The following is a 13,737-nucleotide window of genomic DNA, read 5'->3' as shown; positions in this document are numbered from 1 at the left end:
CAATCAACGTAATCATATTCCAAGAAAATCATTGAATTACAGAACACCAATTGAGATATTTTTGAGCTATGTACAAGAAGCATTTTATTCTAACTTAATTTGACAAATCATAAAAAATAAAAAGTGTGACGTAAATACGAATTTTGTTTGAAACTATGCCTGAGACTCTTTCTTTTTCAAAATAAGGTATGGTATAGTTATAACAGAAATAAAACTAAAAAAAACAGGAGTGCATAAGAGAATGAAGAAAAAACTAATCTTAGCTGCAGCGGGCGCAATGGCCGTTTTTAGTTTAGCAGCGTGTTCAAGCGGTTCAAAAGATATCGCAACAATGAAAGGTTCAACAATTACTGTTGATGATTTTTATAACCAAATTAAAGAACAAAGCACTAGCCAACAAGCGTTTAGCCAAATGGTTATTTATAAAGTCTTTGAAGAAAAATATGGCGACAAAGTAACTGACAAAGATATTCAAAAAAACTTTGACGAAGCCAAAGAACAAGTAGAAGCACAAGGTGGAAAGTTCTCTGATGCATTAAAACAAGCTGGTTTAACTGAAAAAACATTCAAGAAACAGTTAAAACAAAGAGCAGCCTATGATGCAGGTCTAAAAGCCCACTTAAAAATTACAGATGAAGACTTAAAAACAGCTTGGGCAAGTTTCCATCCAGAAGTAGAAGCACAAATTATCCAAGTTGCTTCAGAAGATGATGCCAAAGCTGTCAAGAAAGAAATCACTGACGGCGGCGATTTCACAAAAATTGCTAAAGAAAAATCAACAGATGCTGCTACGAAAAAAGATGGCGGTAAAATTAAATTTGATTCACAAGCAACAACTGTTCCTGCCGAAGTTAAAGAAGCTGCCTTCAAATTAAAAGATGGCGAAGTGTCAGAACCAATTGCTGCAACAAATATGCAAACCTACCAAACAACCTACTATGTAGTGAAAATGACGAAAAACAAAGCAAAAGGCAATGACATGAAACCTTATGAAAAAGAGATCAAGAAAATTGCTGAAGAAACAAAATTAGCCGATCAAACATTTGTTTCGAAAGTCATTAGTGACGAATTAAAAGCGGCCAATGTGAAAATTAAAGATGATGCCTTCAAGAACGCTTTAGCAGGCTACATGCAAACTGAATCTTCAAGCGCTTCTTCAGAGAAAAAAGAATCAAAATCAAGTGATTCTAAAACAAGCGATACCAAAACAAGCGACTCTGAAAAAGCAACAGATTCTTCAAGCAAAACAACAGAATCTTCTTCTAAATAAGCATAAAAAAGAGAGTGGTCGATTGACCACTCCCTTTTTTTATTTATCTTTTGGAACATAGAAACTGCGGTTATCTAAACCAAAGATTCGTTCCGTATACTCCCCAGGCTGTGTTTGACGAATTGCCCCTAGCATCATTTGAATGGACGCATCCATGGTATCAATTTGATGTAAGATTTCCGCTTCCATAATTCTTGGTCGCACAGGTGAGCCATATTCCAACAATCCATGGTGGGCTAAGACCATGTGCCGAAGAACGACAACGTCTTCTTCTCGATCATCAATTTTCAAAGCCAAACACGCCTTGGTAATTTCCTCATCCACCAAAACTAAATGACCAATTAAATTCCCTGCCACCGTATATTCTGTCGTAATAGCGCCAGATAACTCTAAAACTTTTCCTAAGTCATGTAAAATAATCCCCGCGTATAATAGTGACGTGTTAATTTCAGGATATTCCTTAGCAATTGCTTTGCCTAGGCGCAACATTGAGACAGTGTGGTAAGCTAAGCCATTCGCAAAAGCATGATGGTTCCGTTTGGCTGCAGGAAATTCATAAAATTCTTGTTGGTATTTCGTCATGAGATAGCGCACAATACGATTCCAATGAGCATTGGTAATCTCAAAAATCACTTGATTGATTTCCTCGACCATCTCTTCTTTTTTCAAAGGCGCTCGTTCCATATATAAACTTGGCTGGCTTGGTTCCTCTGCTGTCGCTAAACGCATGTGTAAAATTTTTACTTGGGGTTTATTTTGATAAACTTCTCGTTTCCCATTCAGTAAAACAACGTTTCCCGCAGTAAACCGTGTAATTTCATCCTCAGAGGCGTCCCAATATTTTCCGTCAATCGTGCCAGATGTGTCTTGAAAGGTAAAGGCAATAAACTTTTTCCCATTTTTAGCTACACGTACATCGGCATTTTTAATTAGAACAAATGATTCAAAAAGTTCTTCTACTGTTAATTCACGTAATTTTTTCACTTGACGCTTCCTCCTTCTAACGCAATTACTCTTTGTTGTAAGTCCTGATAATAGCTTACCATTTCTTGGTCAGAAGAAAAACAAATGACTTGCTGTTTTTGACCAAATTTAGTAAATAATTCAGCTAATTGGGCTTTTCTTTGATGATCATAGTGTAACCAGCCATCATCAATGATAATTGGACAAATCAGTTGCTCGCCTTGGACTGCTAAAAAGGCAAAACGAACAGCCATCATCAATTGATCTTTAGTGCCAGTTGATAATTCATGTAAATAAAACATTTCTTGTTCTTTCGTCACCGCAACTAGTTGACCTTCGGCTACTTGGATTGATTGATAACGCTGATTTGTTAAAAGTGCAAAGTAGCTTGATGCATACTGTAATAAGCTGGGCAATTGTTGTTCCGAAAGCTCTGTTAATAGGTCCATTAGCAGTTGTCCCGCTAGTTGATACCCAGACCAACGTTGAGCTAGTTCTTTGATTTCCGCTTTTAAAATTGCTTGTCGTTGATACAACTCATCTAAGGTACCATCCGTCATTAATTGTTGTTTTTCATAAATCAGCGCTTGATACTGTTCTTGTATTTTATCTAACTGACTTTCTTCCAGTGCTTGTTGCTGCGCCAGTTGTAAAGAACGGTCTTTTAACGTTGCTTCTGTTACCGCTTCTGGAAACAGATTACCTAATTGCGTCGCTAATTCTTGCCCACGACCAACTTGGGCTTGCTGAGTGGTCAGCTGTTGAATCCTTATTGGAACATCAGCGATTGATAGAATCCGATAACGAATTAGTAAAGGCTGAATTCGTGTTAATGCTTCTTGCTGTTTAGTTTTCAACTCTCGTAACTGCTGTTTGAGATAGCCATCTGCTTGATACTCCTGAGCAAAGCGAACCTTCTCCATTTCTTCAGCAAATCCTTCTAAAAAGTGTAACTTTTCTGAAAGGCTCTTTCCTTGTAAGGGTAAATGCGTCATCAATGGAAAGACTTGTTCTTCAAATCCTTGGCGTTTTTGTTGATTTTCCTTCAATTGACTCATGAGTTCTTCATTTGTTTGAACAAGCAATAAATAGCGCGTAATCAATTCCCGCTGATTCATTAAAGTATCAATTTGATTCATTTTTCCTAATTGATGGAGTTGGGCTTGCTCCGCTACTGATTGTTCAAGTTGTTCCACTTGCAGTTGTGCCTCACGTTCTTGATTCAGCGCTTGTTGGAACTGTTCATTTAAATAATCTAGTTGCGAAAGTTTCGTCTTCCATTCTTCTTTCACTTCATCAGAGGAAGCTTCTTTTCTAGTGGCGTAGCTAAGCACTTCTTTCGCGATAAGACTAACTCCCGCGAGAACTAGGCCCCATTTTAAAGGGCTTGGCAAAAAGAAACCGAGTAATGCAAGGATACTTCCTAGCAATAACCAAAGTGGTTGACTTGTTTTCTGCGCTTTTTGGGCACGCGTCGCTTCACCAAAAAATGCGGCATGCGCTTTTTCAAAATCCGTTAACTGGTCTTCCAGATTTTCAATTTGAGAAGCCAAGAATGCTTTCTGTTCTTGTCCTTTTTGAAGAGCTTGCGTATACGCAACTTGTTGTTGGCGCCACTTTTGAACGGTTTCGTTGTCATAAAAAAGCTGTGGTGGTCGTTCAGGCGACCATGACCATTCGTTCTCTAAAAGGACCATTTCTTGACGATTTTGCTCAAAGGTTTGGGTCATCCATTCCGATTCCGTCATCAATTGTTGCATATCATAGCGTTGATTCAACAATTGTTGAATCAATGCTTCTTGTTCTAGGTAAAAAGCATAGCCTTCTGGAACATCGAGCGCTTCTGACTGAAGAGATAACTCTTTGGTCAAACGTTGTCGTTCTTTGTCTAGGTACATATATTCTTGAAAGGTTTCTTCTAATTGAACTTGGTCTTCTTTTACTAAAACAACGTTCTCTGTTTCTTCAGGTAGTGACTGCCATTCTTCGTACAAGGGAAAGTGACGTTGCTGTTCCGCAACCTGTAACAAGTCCTGTTGCGTTTCTTTTAATTGCTGTTGCAGTGTCACTCGCTGTTGTTCTGTTTCGCGAATCGTTTCTTCTAATTGTTGAAAAGTTTGTTGCTGCGCTTCTTTCTCTTGAATTTGCTCTTTTAGTTCTTGATAAGCCGCCAACTTCTGATTGAGTAATGGCTGCTGTCCTTTACCTTTAAAGATTTTTTGTGCTTCTTTAAAGTACGTATTTCGGTAAGTCAAAAGTTGTTGACTACCAGAAACACCAATGGCTAACAAGGATGTTTGCAGTTCCTCTTCTGTCAACTTATCACTCGTAATTAATTGTTCTTGTTGGAAAGTAAAAACCTCTTGAAATAACTTTTTCGTTAGCGGATGTAACATTTGCTGTAAGGTTTTTTCATCCCCCATTTGTTGTTGATAATAAATGATTGCTTGCCCTTTATTTTTTTCTTTAAAACGCTCGACTTGAACTTCCCCAAACACAGGATGTGCCAACCACAAACGACCACCATACGAACCACCATTTTTAGGTGCGTAATCGCGTTTTCTTTTGCCCTTTGTGGGAAAACCAAACAGCATTGCTTGAATGAATTGATACAATGTGGACTTGCCAACTTCATTTGCGCCGTACAGCAATTGATTACCAGATTCAAATGTAATTTTCTGTTGTTGCCATTTTCCAAAGCCCACAATCTCTACTGCGAGTAATTTCATAGTGGGTCCTCCTGAATAGTAAAGTCTTCATTAATTTGCTCATGTGCTAGGCGCAAGCTCTCTAATCGCCACTGCTCATCCATTGAAAAAATTCCAGCAAATTCTGGATAACGTAACAATTCCTTGGTGGTATCTTCAAAAATAACTGGATCTAAGTATGTTTTTTCTAATGCCGTTAATAAGTTGGGACTAGCGGCTAAATAGATCGGTTCTTTCGTTGGTTCCTCTGCTTGCAATATTAGGTGATAAACAAAAAAATCACCTTGCGTTTTTTGTAAAAGCTGCTGCTGTAAGTAGCTTAATAGTTCACCATTGACAATGGCTTGCACCACGGTCACATCCAAATGTTGCGTTTCTTTCAGTGTCAACGCCATCAATTGCTGTTGCTGATGCGCATGCCACTTCGTCAGCAAACTGGTTTCAAGATAAGACAAAACGCTTTGGGTGTCACGGCATTGCGCAAGAGATACTTCTTCATTCGTCCAATCTATTTCTGCGACTTTTTCAAATTGAACAGTCGCTTGATTTTGGGAAAGTGTGACCACTGCAACACCTTGTAAAGACTGTTCTTTTTTCGTGTGCCCTTGAGGTGTTCCAGGATAAACAATTAGCGGTTGTTCACTAACAATTTGCGGCTGATGAATGTGGCCCAATGCCCAATAATTATAGCCAGTGGCTTTTAAATCCTTCCATGTAAACGGAGCATAATTTTGTTGCGCTTTCCGACTGGTGTCTCCATGATAAATCCCAATATGAATGTCAGATTCTGCTTGTTTGATAGGAAATTCTAGTGCTTTATTTTCATCAATCCAGGGATGCTCATAACTAAACCCCGAAACAGCCACTTGTTCGCCCGCTTTCGTTTCAAAATACAGCGTCTCAACCATTTCTTTTTCAAATAAAAAAACATTGTCTGGAAAAGAAAACCAATAGCGGTCTTTTTTATAGTAATCATGATTCCCAAATGTTAGAATCACAGGGATTTCTGCTTGTTTCAACTGTTCTAATGCAGCCATCAATTGGGCTTGCATTGAAATAGAGGTCTGACTTTGATGAAACGTATCTCCTGCAAAAATAACCAAGTCCACCGTTTCTCGAATGGCAACTGTTACGATATTCATTAACAATTGTTGATTAGCTTCTCTTAAGCGCTTCGCTAAGGCTGTCGGGATCCCAGTTAACCCTTCAAAAGACCGATCCATGTGTAAATCAGCTGTATGCAATAGTTTCATCGTTTCCCCTCCTTTTCTCCTCCCTTTATCATATCATTTTCTGCCAGCTTGGTCAGTAAAAACATACGAAAATTTGTTCGTTTTTTTATTTTCAGTAAAAGAAAAACTCTGACAAATTGTCTTATAGACAACTTGTCAGAGTTCAATTACGTAAATTAATCGTTATACATATCACCCACAGGAGTCATGATAATTCGGTTTAAATCATTGACAACTAAGCTAAACGCTTGTTCTTTTTGCATTAATTCGTTGATAACTGCTGTTTCTTGCACTTTCGTTGCAATGCTTTGTGCTTTTTCAGCATCTTCATCCGTGAATTCTTCACCGCGCATTTGTTTTTCTTGAAGTCCTTGTTGGAATCCTTGGAATTCTTTAAACAATGTGTAAGCTGCTTCGTCTGCTTTTACTTCTTCATACGCTGCTTGTAATGCTTTAAATTCGTCTAACTCACGTAGTTCACGTTCAATCTGATTGGCTGTATCATAAATGTTACTCAATGGAATCCCTCTTTTCTCAATAGTTTCATCTTTATTGTACCATTTCTCTTAGGTTTTCCCAACTAATTTCCTAATAAGCCTCCGAAAATTCCTTCAATCTTGTCTTTGACTTTTTTCGCGCCGTCTTTAATTTGTCCCCCAACTTCATTCAATGTATCTCCGAAATTGCTAGCGCCATCTTGAACAGAGTTTCCAAAGTCTTTTAAGTTATCCCGCCAATTAGAATTGGCACCACCGGTTAAACTATCGTTGCTATCAACAACTTTCCCACCTGTGGCATAAGCATCCGCGACAGGAAATTGTGCTTGTTTGACTTGTGGCAAGATGCCACTGGCTTGACTGTTGAACACCTGAGAGGCATATGTGGCGCTACTACCTTCCAGATAATGGGTTTTACTGGTTTCTTGGAAGCCTAACCAAGTAGCAATGACAACTTCTGGTGTATAACCAATCACCCACTGATCGTTCGTTTTACTACTATCGAAGTTGGTTTCTGTCGTACCTGTTTTACCAGCCATTACGTAGCCTGCTGGTTGTGCGTTGACCCCGCTCCCAGAACTAAAGACCCCTAGTAACATACTTGTAATCCCGTCTGCAACATCTTTGGTAATGACTTGTTCTTTCTTGACTTTAGTATTATCAACTACAATTGCGCCAGTTGAGTCGACGATTTTTGTAATTAAATGCGTTTCAGTTTTATAGCCTTCATTGGCAAAGGCACTATAAGCTCCCGCCATGGTTAGTGGCGAAACACCCGTTTGTAATCCCCCAAGTGCTAAACCATAATATCGATCTTTTTCTGATAATGGAATGCCAAATTTCTCTGTTTTTTCATAGCCTTTATCTAAACCAATTTGATGTAATAACCACACCGCTGGTAAATTTAAGCTTTCTCCTAAGGCTTGATACATAGGAACTTCTCCACTGTACGTGCGGCTATAGTTTTGCGCTGGATAGTAATCTTGTGGTTTATCTTCTAAAACAGAGTCTGGTTTATAGCCAGCCTCTAAAGCTGGTGTATAGACAGAAATTGGTTTTAAGGACGAGCCTGGTGAACGTTTTGTTTGCGTTGCAAAGTTAAAGCCTCGATAAACGTGTTCCCCTCGACCGCCCACCAGTGCTTGCACGCCGCCGGTTTTCGGATCAATGGCTACAGAGCCACTTTGAACCATGGCACCGTCTTCTGCATTGGGTGGAAATAGTGTATCATTTTTATAAGTTGCATCCATCGCATCTTGATATTTTTGATTTAAAGAAGTGTAAATCTTGTAGCCTTTATTTAAAATATCTTCTTCTTTAAATTTATAACGATTGACCGCTTCATCAATTACCGCATCAAAATAATATGGATATTTGTAACTATTTTCGTCGCCAACATAGGTGTCATTTAATAGACTCGCTAAGTTAACACTCGCTTCTTGATTGGCTTCTTCTTGAGACAGTTTTTTATTGTCGACCATTAGTTGTAAAACGGTATTCCGTCGCGCTGTGGCATTGTCAATGTAATCAATTGGGTTATAAATTCCTGGCCCTTTTAACATACCTGCTAGCGTTGCGGCTTCCCCCACTGTCACTTGGGATGCATCCACGCCAAAGTATTTACGAGCTGCATCTTGCACGCCCCAGACACCATTACCAAAATAAGAATTATTTAAATACATTGCTAAGATATCTTTTTTCGAATATTTCTTTTCGATTTCAATCGCTAAGAATAATTCTCTGGCTTTCCTATCTAACGTTTGCTCTTGCGTTAAGTAAGCATTTTTGGCTAATTGCTGCGTAATTGTACTTCCGCCACCACCGCCACCGATTTTCCCGAAGGTCAATTTTCCAACAACCGCACGGGCAATCCCTTTGATGGAATACCCTTTATGTTGATAAAACCCGCGATCTTCAGTTGAAATAACCGCGTCTTGAATATAAGGAGAAATATTGTCCAGTTCCACAAAAGTTCCTTTTTGCCCGAATAACTTTCCGACTTCCTCTCCTGATTCATCATAAACACGTGTTGATTCACTTAGCCCCGATTTTAGGGTCTCAACGTTTGCGGACTTGGCTAAGTAAAATAAATAAATACTGGCACCTAAAGCGACTACCAAACCAATTAACAAGAAAATTTTATTGATTTGATACTTTTTCCAAATCCGCTTTCTGGCTTGATGGAATTGTATTAAATAAGGCTTTATCCACGTCCAAAAATGACGTAATCCGACACCGACTTTACTAAAAAATTGTTTAAGATTGTCCATAGTACTCCCTCTGTTTACGTTTCTTGGCTAAGTCTACCATATTCTTGTGGGTACGACCTAGGTCTAAAGCATGAAAAATTCTTGAAAAACAATTTCAATGGTCTTTTCGCTGTAGCAAAGGAAATGTGGCCTTCACTAGAGGTAAATAATTGCTTACGTTTAGAAACGAGTCTTTATTTAGCCTCTATTCTATCATGCTTTTCTTCGTTTTTTATGTAAATTTGTTTAAGAATCTCTCAAGGAACTGCCTTTCTAACAAATTTCAGCTTTTTTTCCGTTCTGACTTGACCTTTTGAGTAGCTTTGTTACACTAAATAGCGAATCAGTGAAAGGTGGGATTTGGTGGAATATTCAATGAGATTACCTGAAAATTTTTCAACAATGACTGTAAAAGAACTATTAGAAAATGAGTGGCTAGTCCCTCGAAAAGTGCGCCATTTTTTACGCACGCGAAAAAATGTCAAAATCAACGGAGAAACAGCTGCTTTTCATTTTCCAGTCCAAGCTGGCGATTGTGTCACCTTAACGTTTGAAGAAACCGATTATGTGTTTCCCACTATTCATTTGGGGGAAGCAACGCGTGTGAAGGTTTTATATGAAGACGAACATTTAATGATTGTAAATAAACCTTATGGCATTAAAACCCATCCAAATCAGCCACAGGAAACAGACACCTTGTTAAATCATGTTGCTGCCTATTTAGCTGAGAAAAATCAGGTCCCTTATGTCGTTCATCGATTAGATAAAGAAACCAGTGGTGCGATTGTCTTTGCTAAAAATCCTTTTGTCTTACCTATTTTAGGGCGTTTATTAGAAACAAAACAAATTTACCGTCAATATCAAGCGATTGTAGCTGGTCACTTTAACCAAAAAGAACAGACAATCAATCAGCCGATTGGTCGTGATCGGCATGATCGCCGGAAACGACGGATTGATCCTCAAAAAGGGGATTCAGCGATTACGCATGTCCAAGTGGTCAAAGCTCTTTCTAATAATCAAACCGCAGTTACCTGTGTTTTAGAAACAGGTCGGACGCACCAAATTCGGGTCCATTTAGCTAGCGAAGGGCATCCAATTATTGGTGATCCGTTATACAACCCAAAATCGCAGGCAGCTCGTTTAATGCTCCATGCTTCACAACTTCATTTACTCCATCCGTTTACAAAAAAACAAATCGTTGTGACTGCAGCGCCTGGCCTATGGTAAAAAAACAGAAGAAATCGGACGGTAACCGCCGATTTCTTCTGTTTTTTTATTTTACCGCACATTCACTGCTGAGAACGGCATATCTGCGTTTGCTCAGTGTCTTGGTGTTAAACAGTTCCTGAGCTAACTCTCAGCCTTAATCATTTGTAGCCACTCTTTTTGTAAAATTCCGTAATTGTAGATATCCAGCCATTGGCCATCTTGAAATAACGCTTCTCTATCAATTCCTTCTTTTTTGAAGCCTACTTTTTCATAAACATGAATCGCGTTTTGATTGTTACTATTGACAGCTAATCTGATTTTGTGCAAGCCCAATTCATAAAAAGCAAATTTACAAATTAAAGACACCGCCTCAAAGCCATATCCTTGACCACGTTGCTCTTTTTGTAAAATAGCAATCCCTAAATTGGCCCCTCTATTTTTCAACTGTACATCAGACAACGAAACCCAACCAATAAATTCCTCTGTCGTATTTTCTAAAATAGCAAATAGAAATCGATCATCTTCTCCTTTATTAATTGTGAAATCTTTCCATTCTTCAAGCCCCCACGGATGTAAAGCATCCCAGCTCAAATGCCGAAGCAATTCATTATCCCATTGCTGCTTTGCAATATGTTCGATATATTCTTCTCTAAAATGAGAAAAGCCAACGTGTTTTCCTTTTAAAACATTTTCCATAAGAACACCTTTAATTTCCTAGATTATTTTTCTATTTGTTGACTATCTATTTCCTCGTATTTTTGTAAAAAAGTGGCAATTTTTTCGATGACACACGCATTTTTATCGCTTTGGTCATTCTCTACCTGAAGAACAAGCAACGGTTCATGCAGACTTAAGCGTAGCAAAAACCAACCACTGCCATATTGACCAGACACGTTTCCCCGAACACCTTCTTGGTTTTCACGGTCCACAGCAAAGTCTGCTTGATTTTCTACAAACAATTCAAAGTCTCGCAAGACTTGTTGCCCATAACAAGTAACATCCTCCGCAGTAATTTTGAAGCGAAATTCGTTGGTTTCTGCCGGTTGCTTCAATGTAGCAATCAGATCTCCTAACGTTTGATTGTTTTGTTTCAATTCTGGTAACAACATTAAAATTTTCGCCACGATATATGCACCATCATCCAGATTGTAGTTTTCTTGAAATGCTGCATGACCACTGGTTTCAATGGCTAACGGTGTCTGAAAGCCCCCATGATTCAATTCAATCATTTTATTAATGACATTTCGGTAACCAGAAATATAACGAATCTGTTGGCCGCCTTTTTCTTCAATAAATGTTTTTAAATGACTTGATGTTGGCGAATTTGTCACAATATAACTACCAGGCGCTTCTTTTAAAACGATTGCCGCTAAAACAGCAATTAAATTATTTCGGTTTAGTACCTCACCTGATTGGTCCACCACGGCCGAACGATCTACATCTGTATCAAAAATAATGCCTAAATCTGCTTGATTAGCTAAAACAGCCGTTTGAATACTTTTCATTGCTTCAGAATTATCTGGATTAGGTACATGATTAGGAAAATGCCCATCTGGTTCTAAAAACTGTGATCCCGTCGTATCAGCGCCCAAAACTTGAAGAACCTGCTCCGCAAAGAAGCCCCCAGCCCCATTACCCGCATCAACGATAATTCGAAAGCCCTGTAAAGGTTTCTCTTCTGGCGAATGAATTCCTTGGCGGATTTTTTCCACCAAATGCTCCGCATAAATTGGCAGTAACTCTTGCTTCATCAGTGTGCCATTTTCATTGGCTGTCAGCGGATCAGTATGAGATAAAATATACCGAATATCTTCTTTCTCTGCTCCACCTTCTGCTGTGAAGAACTTCAAGCCATTAAAGTAGTAAGGCAAATGGCTAGCTGTAATCATAATCGCTGCATCACATTGAAACGTTGGAAATTGAGTAGCCATAAACATAGCAGGCGTCGTAGCTAAACCAACGTCAATCACCTGAATACCTAATGAAAGAAACGTATCTACTAATGCTTGCTTAATCGGCTCCGCCGTTAGACGACTATCATGTCCGATTGCAATTGTCAGGCGCTGTTGTGCCTTTCGTGGCAGCTGTTTTTTGTCCTGTAACCAACGAACCACGCCCACCGCAATCTCGGCTACTGCTGTTGCGGTTAATGTTGCAGTTTGCTCTTCCGTATCCAAAGCAATTCCCCGAATATCCGAACCATTTTGTAGCGCTTTCAATTCTACCAAGAAAAAAACTCCCTTCTATTGATGCTTTCAATTTTAAAAAATCATATTTTCGATGCGTTCGATAAAGTGTTCCGCATCCTCTTCTGAACGTGTAATCACAATAATCGTATCCGCACCAGCCACTGTACCAGCCACTTCTGGATAAGCTACTTCATCTAAAAAGTTACTCACCACATCGGCATTTCCCATCTCTGTATGCAAGATGACAATAAATTGTACTCGCTCCATTCGAACAACTGAATCTTTTACTGATTCTCGTAATTTCTCTTCACTGCTTGTGCCTTGTGCTTGAGAAAAAATTGCATATTTGACACGACCATCTGCACCATGTGTTTTAACAATACTCATTTCACGGATATCTCTTGAAACAGTCGCTTGAGTGGCTCGGACGCCAAGTTCTTCCAAACGAGTGATTAATTCATCTTGTGTTTCAATTTCTTGTTGCATAATTAGTTGTTTAATCAAACGTTGGCGTTCTGCTTTTTTCATATAGACCACTCCTCTCCATTCATTTCTTTTATTATATCCAAAAATGAGTAAAAATACAGGTACTTTTCACATTAAACTCTTTATTTATCTGAAAAAGACTGGATAAATGTTTATATACCAGTCTTTTTCAGTAAAAAATACTTATTTAAGAAGATTCTTTTCTTTTAAATAGTCTTTCGCCACTATGCTAGGATCTTGCCCCTCCACATTGACTTGATAATTCATTTCACTCATTTCTTCTTCGCTAATTTTTCCTGCCAATTTATTCAATATTTCTGCTAATTCTGGATATTTTTCCAACGTTGCTGTTTTAATAAGTGGTGCTCCTTGATAAGGCGGAAATAGCGCTTGATCATCTTCTAACGTTACTAAATCGTATTGTTTCAATTCACTATCCGTTGAATAGGCATCAATCACATTTACCTCACCATTATTAATCGCTTGATAGCGTAATGCCGGTTCCATCGATTGGACATTCAGATTTAAATGATATTTTTCTTGTAATCCCTTATAACCATCTTGCCGATCAATAAATTCTAACGTAAAACCTGCTTTCAACTGATTGCTAATTTTCTGTAAATCACTAATCGTTTTTAATTGATGCGCTTTTGCAAATGAGCGCTTAACTGCGACGGCATACGTATTTTCATAGCGCATCGGTTTCAACAAAGTAAGGTTTTCTTGGTTTTTCAAGCCAGCGCGTGCCGCTTCATAGACTACTTGAGGTTGATTGTCTAGCTGAGGAGGATTTTTTAAAAAGGTTTCGATCACTGTGCCTGTAAATTCCGGATAAAGATCGATTTCATCTGATTTCAAGGCATTATATAAAAAAGTAGTCTTGCCAAAGTTTGGCTTTAACGTCACCTGAATGTCGCTATTTTCTTCAATTAAG

General features: G+C 38.6%; 11 protein-coding genes and 1 pseudogene. 3 read left to right on the top strand and 9 right to left on the bottom strand.

All coding sequences use genetic code 11. The features are described from left to right. A pseudogene (locus KQI94_RS13310) lies at positions 1 to 103 on the top strand (IS30 family transposase); the annotation flags it as partial. 138 nt (positions 104 to 241) lie between these two features. After that, positions 242 to 1,270: a peptidylprolyl isomerase gene (locus KQI94_RS13305; RefSeq protein ID WP_002355524.1), complete on the top strand. Its 1,029-nt coding sequence runs from the start codon at positions 242 to 244 to the stop codon at positions 1,268 to 1,270. A gap of 39 nt (positions 1,271 to 1,309) precedes the next feature. On the opposite strand, the gene KQI94_RS13300 is transcribed toward KQI94_RS13305, so the two are convergent. From KQI94_RS13300 to KQI94_RS13280, 5 genes are all read right to left on the bottom strand, one after another. Then, positions 1,310 to 2,254, bottom strand: a complete 945-nt coding sequence (locus KQI94_RS13300) for an HD domain-containing protein (protein ID WP_002355522.1) — start codon at positions 2,252 to 2,254, stop codon at positions 1,310 to 1,312. Beyond that, on the bottom strand, positions 2,251 to 4,962 hold the full coding sequence (locus KQI94_RS13295) for an AAA family ATPase (protein WP_033625910.1): 2,712 nt from the start codon (positions 4,960 to 4,962) through the stop codon (positions 2,251 to 2,253). Before KQI94_RS13295 ends, KQI94_RS13300 begins: the two co-directional genes overlap by 4 nt. Next, positions 4,959 to 6,194 carry a DNA repair exonuclease gene (locus KQI94_RS13290; RefSeq protein ID WP_002380088.1) on the bottom strand — a complete coding sequence of 412 codons (1,236 nt, stop codon included), beginning with the start codon at positions 6,192 to 6,194 and terminating at the stop codon, positions 4,959 to 4,961. Before KQI94_RS13290 ends, KQI94_RS13295 begins: the two co-directional genes overlap by 4 nt. Before the next feature lie 155 nt (positions 6,195 to 6,349). After that, a complete protein-coding gene (locus KQI94_RS13285; protein ID WP_115357840.1) occupies positions 6,350 to 6,691 on the bottom strand; it encodes a YlbF family regulator in 342 nt (113 codons plus the stop codon). 62 nt (positions 6,692 to 6,753) lie between these two features. Further along, entirely contained in the window at positions 6,754 to 8,940 is a 2,187-nt protein-coding gene (locus KQI94_RS13280; RefSeq protein ID WP_002380087.1) for a PBP1A family penicillin-binding protein, read from the bottom strand. 342 nt (positions 8,941 to 9,282) lie between these two features. Here KQI94_RS13280 and KQI94_RS13275 point away from each other — a divergent pair, with 342 nt between their 5' ends. After that, complete coding sequence (locus KQI94_RS13275; RefSeq protein WP_002380086.1) at positions 9,283 to 10,146, top strand: RluA family pseudouridine synthase; 864 nt, start codon at positions 9,283 to 9,285, stop codon at positions 10,144 to 10,146. A 123-nt stretch (positions 10,147 to 10,269) separates the two neighbouring features. Here KQI94_RS13275 and KQI94_RS13270 read toward each other — a convergent pair whose 3' ends face one another. From KQI94_RS13270 to KQI94_RS13255, 4 genes are all read right to left on the bottom strand, one after another. After that, complete coding sequence (locus KQI94_RS13270) at positions 10,270 to 10,824, bottom strand: GNAT family protein (RefSeq protein WP_002380085.1); 555 nt, start codon at positions 10,822 to 10,824, stop codon at positions 10,270 to 10,272. A 23-nt stretch (positions 10,825 to 10,847) separates the two neighbouring features. Continuing rightward, positions 10,848 to 12,356, bottom strand: a complete 1,509-nt coding sequence (locus tag KQI94_RS13265; protein ID WP_002384903.1) for a phosphoglucomutase — start codon at positions 12,354 to 12,356, stop codon at positions 10,848 to 10,850. A 33-nt stretch (positions 12,357 to 12,389) separates the two neighbouring features. Then, the gene (argR, locus tag KQI94_RS13260; RefSeq protein ID WP_002355509.1) at positions 12,390 to 12,845 is read right to left on the bottom strand and encodes an arginine repressor; all 456 of its coding nucleotides are present in this window, start codon (positions 12,843 to 12,845) and stop codon (positions 12,390 to 12,392) included. Positions 12,846 to 12,986: 141 nt separating this feature from the next. Then, positions 12,987 to 13,737 (bottom strand): glycine betaine ABC transporter substrate-binding protein (locus KQI94_RS13255; RefSeq protein ID WP_275970757.1); only part of this gene is annotated, 751 nt, incomplete at its 5' end.

The sequence above is a fragment of the Enterococcus sp. S183_ASV_20 genome (assembly GCF_018919685.1).
Classification (GTDB): Bacteria; Bacillota; Bacilli; order Lactobacillales; family Enterococcaceae; genus Enterococcus; species Enterococcus faecalis.
The sequence above is the reverse complement of the archived record's forward strand: the minus strand, read 5'-3'. Positions and strand labels throughout refer to the sequence as shown.

What these genes read in the sequence shown, in the direction of transcription:
- KQI94_RS13305 (WP_002355524.1), top strand. Translation starts at nt 242, where the DNA reads ATGAAGAAAAAACTAATCTTAGCTGCAGCGGGCGCAATGGCCGTTTTT.
- KQI94_RS13295 (WP_033625910.1), bottom strand. Translation starts at nt 4,962, where the DNA reads ATGAAATTACTCGCAGTAGAGATTGTGGGCTTTGGAAAATGGCAACAA.
- KQI94_RS13290 (WP_002380088.1), bottom strand. Translation starts at nt 6,194, where the DNA reads ATGAAACTATTGCATACAGCTGATTTACACATGGATCGGTCTTTTGAA.
- KQI94_RS13280 (WP_002380087.1), bottom strand. Translation starts at nt 8,940, where the DNA reads ATGGACAATCTTAAACAATTTTTTAGTAAAGTCGGTGTCGGATTACGT.
- KQI94_RS13270 (WP_002380085.1), bottom strand. Translation starts at nt 10,824, where the DNA reads ATGGAAAATGTTTTAAAAGGAAAACACGTTGGCTTTTCTCATTTTAGA.
- argR (WP_002355509.1), bottom strand. Translation starts at nt 12,845, where the DNA reads ATGAAAAAAGCAGAACGCCAACGTTTGATTAAACAACTAATTATGCAA.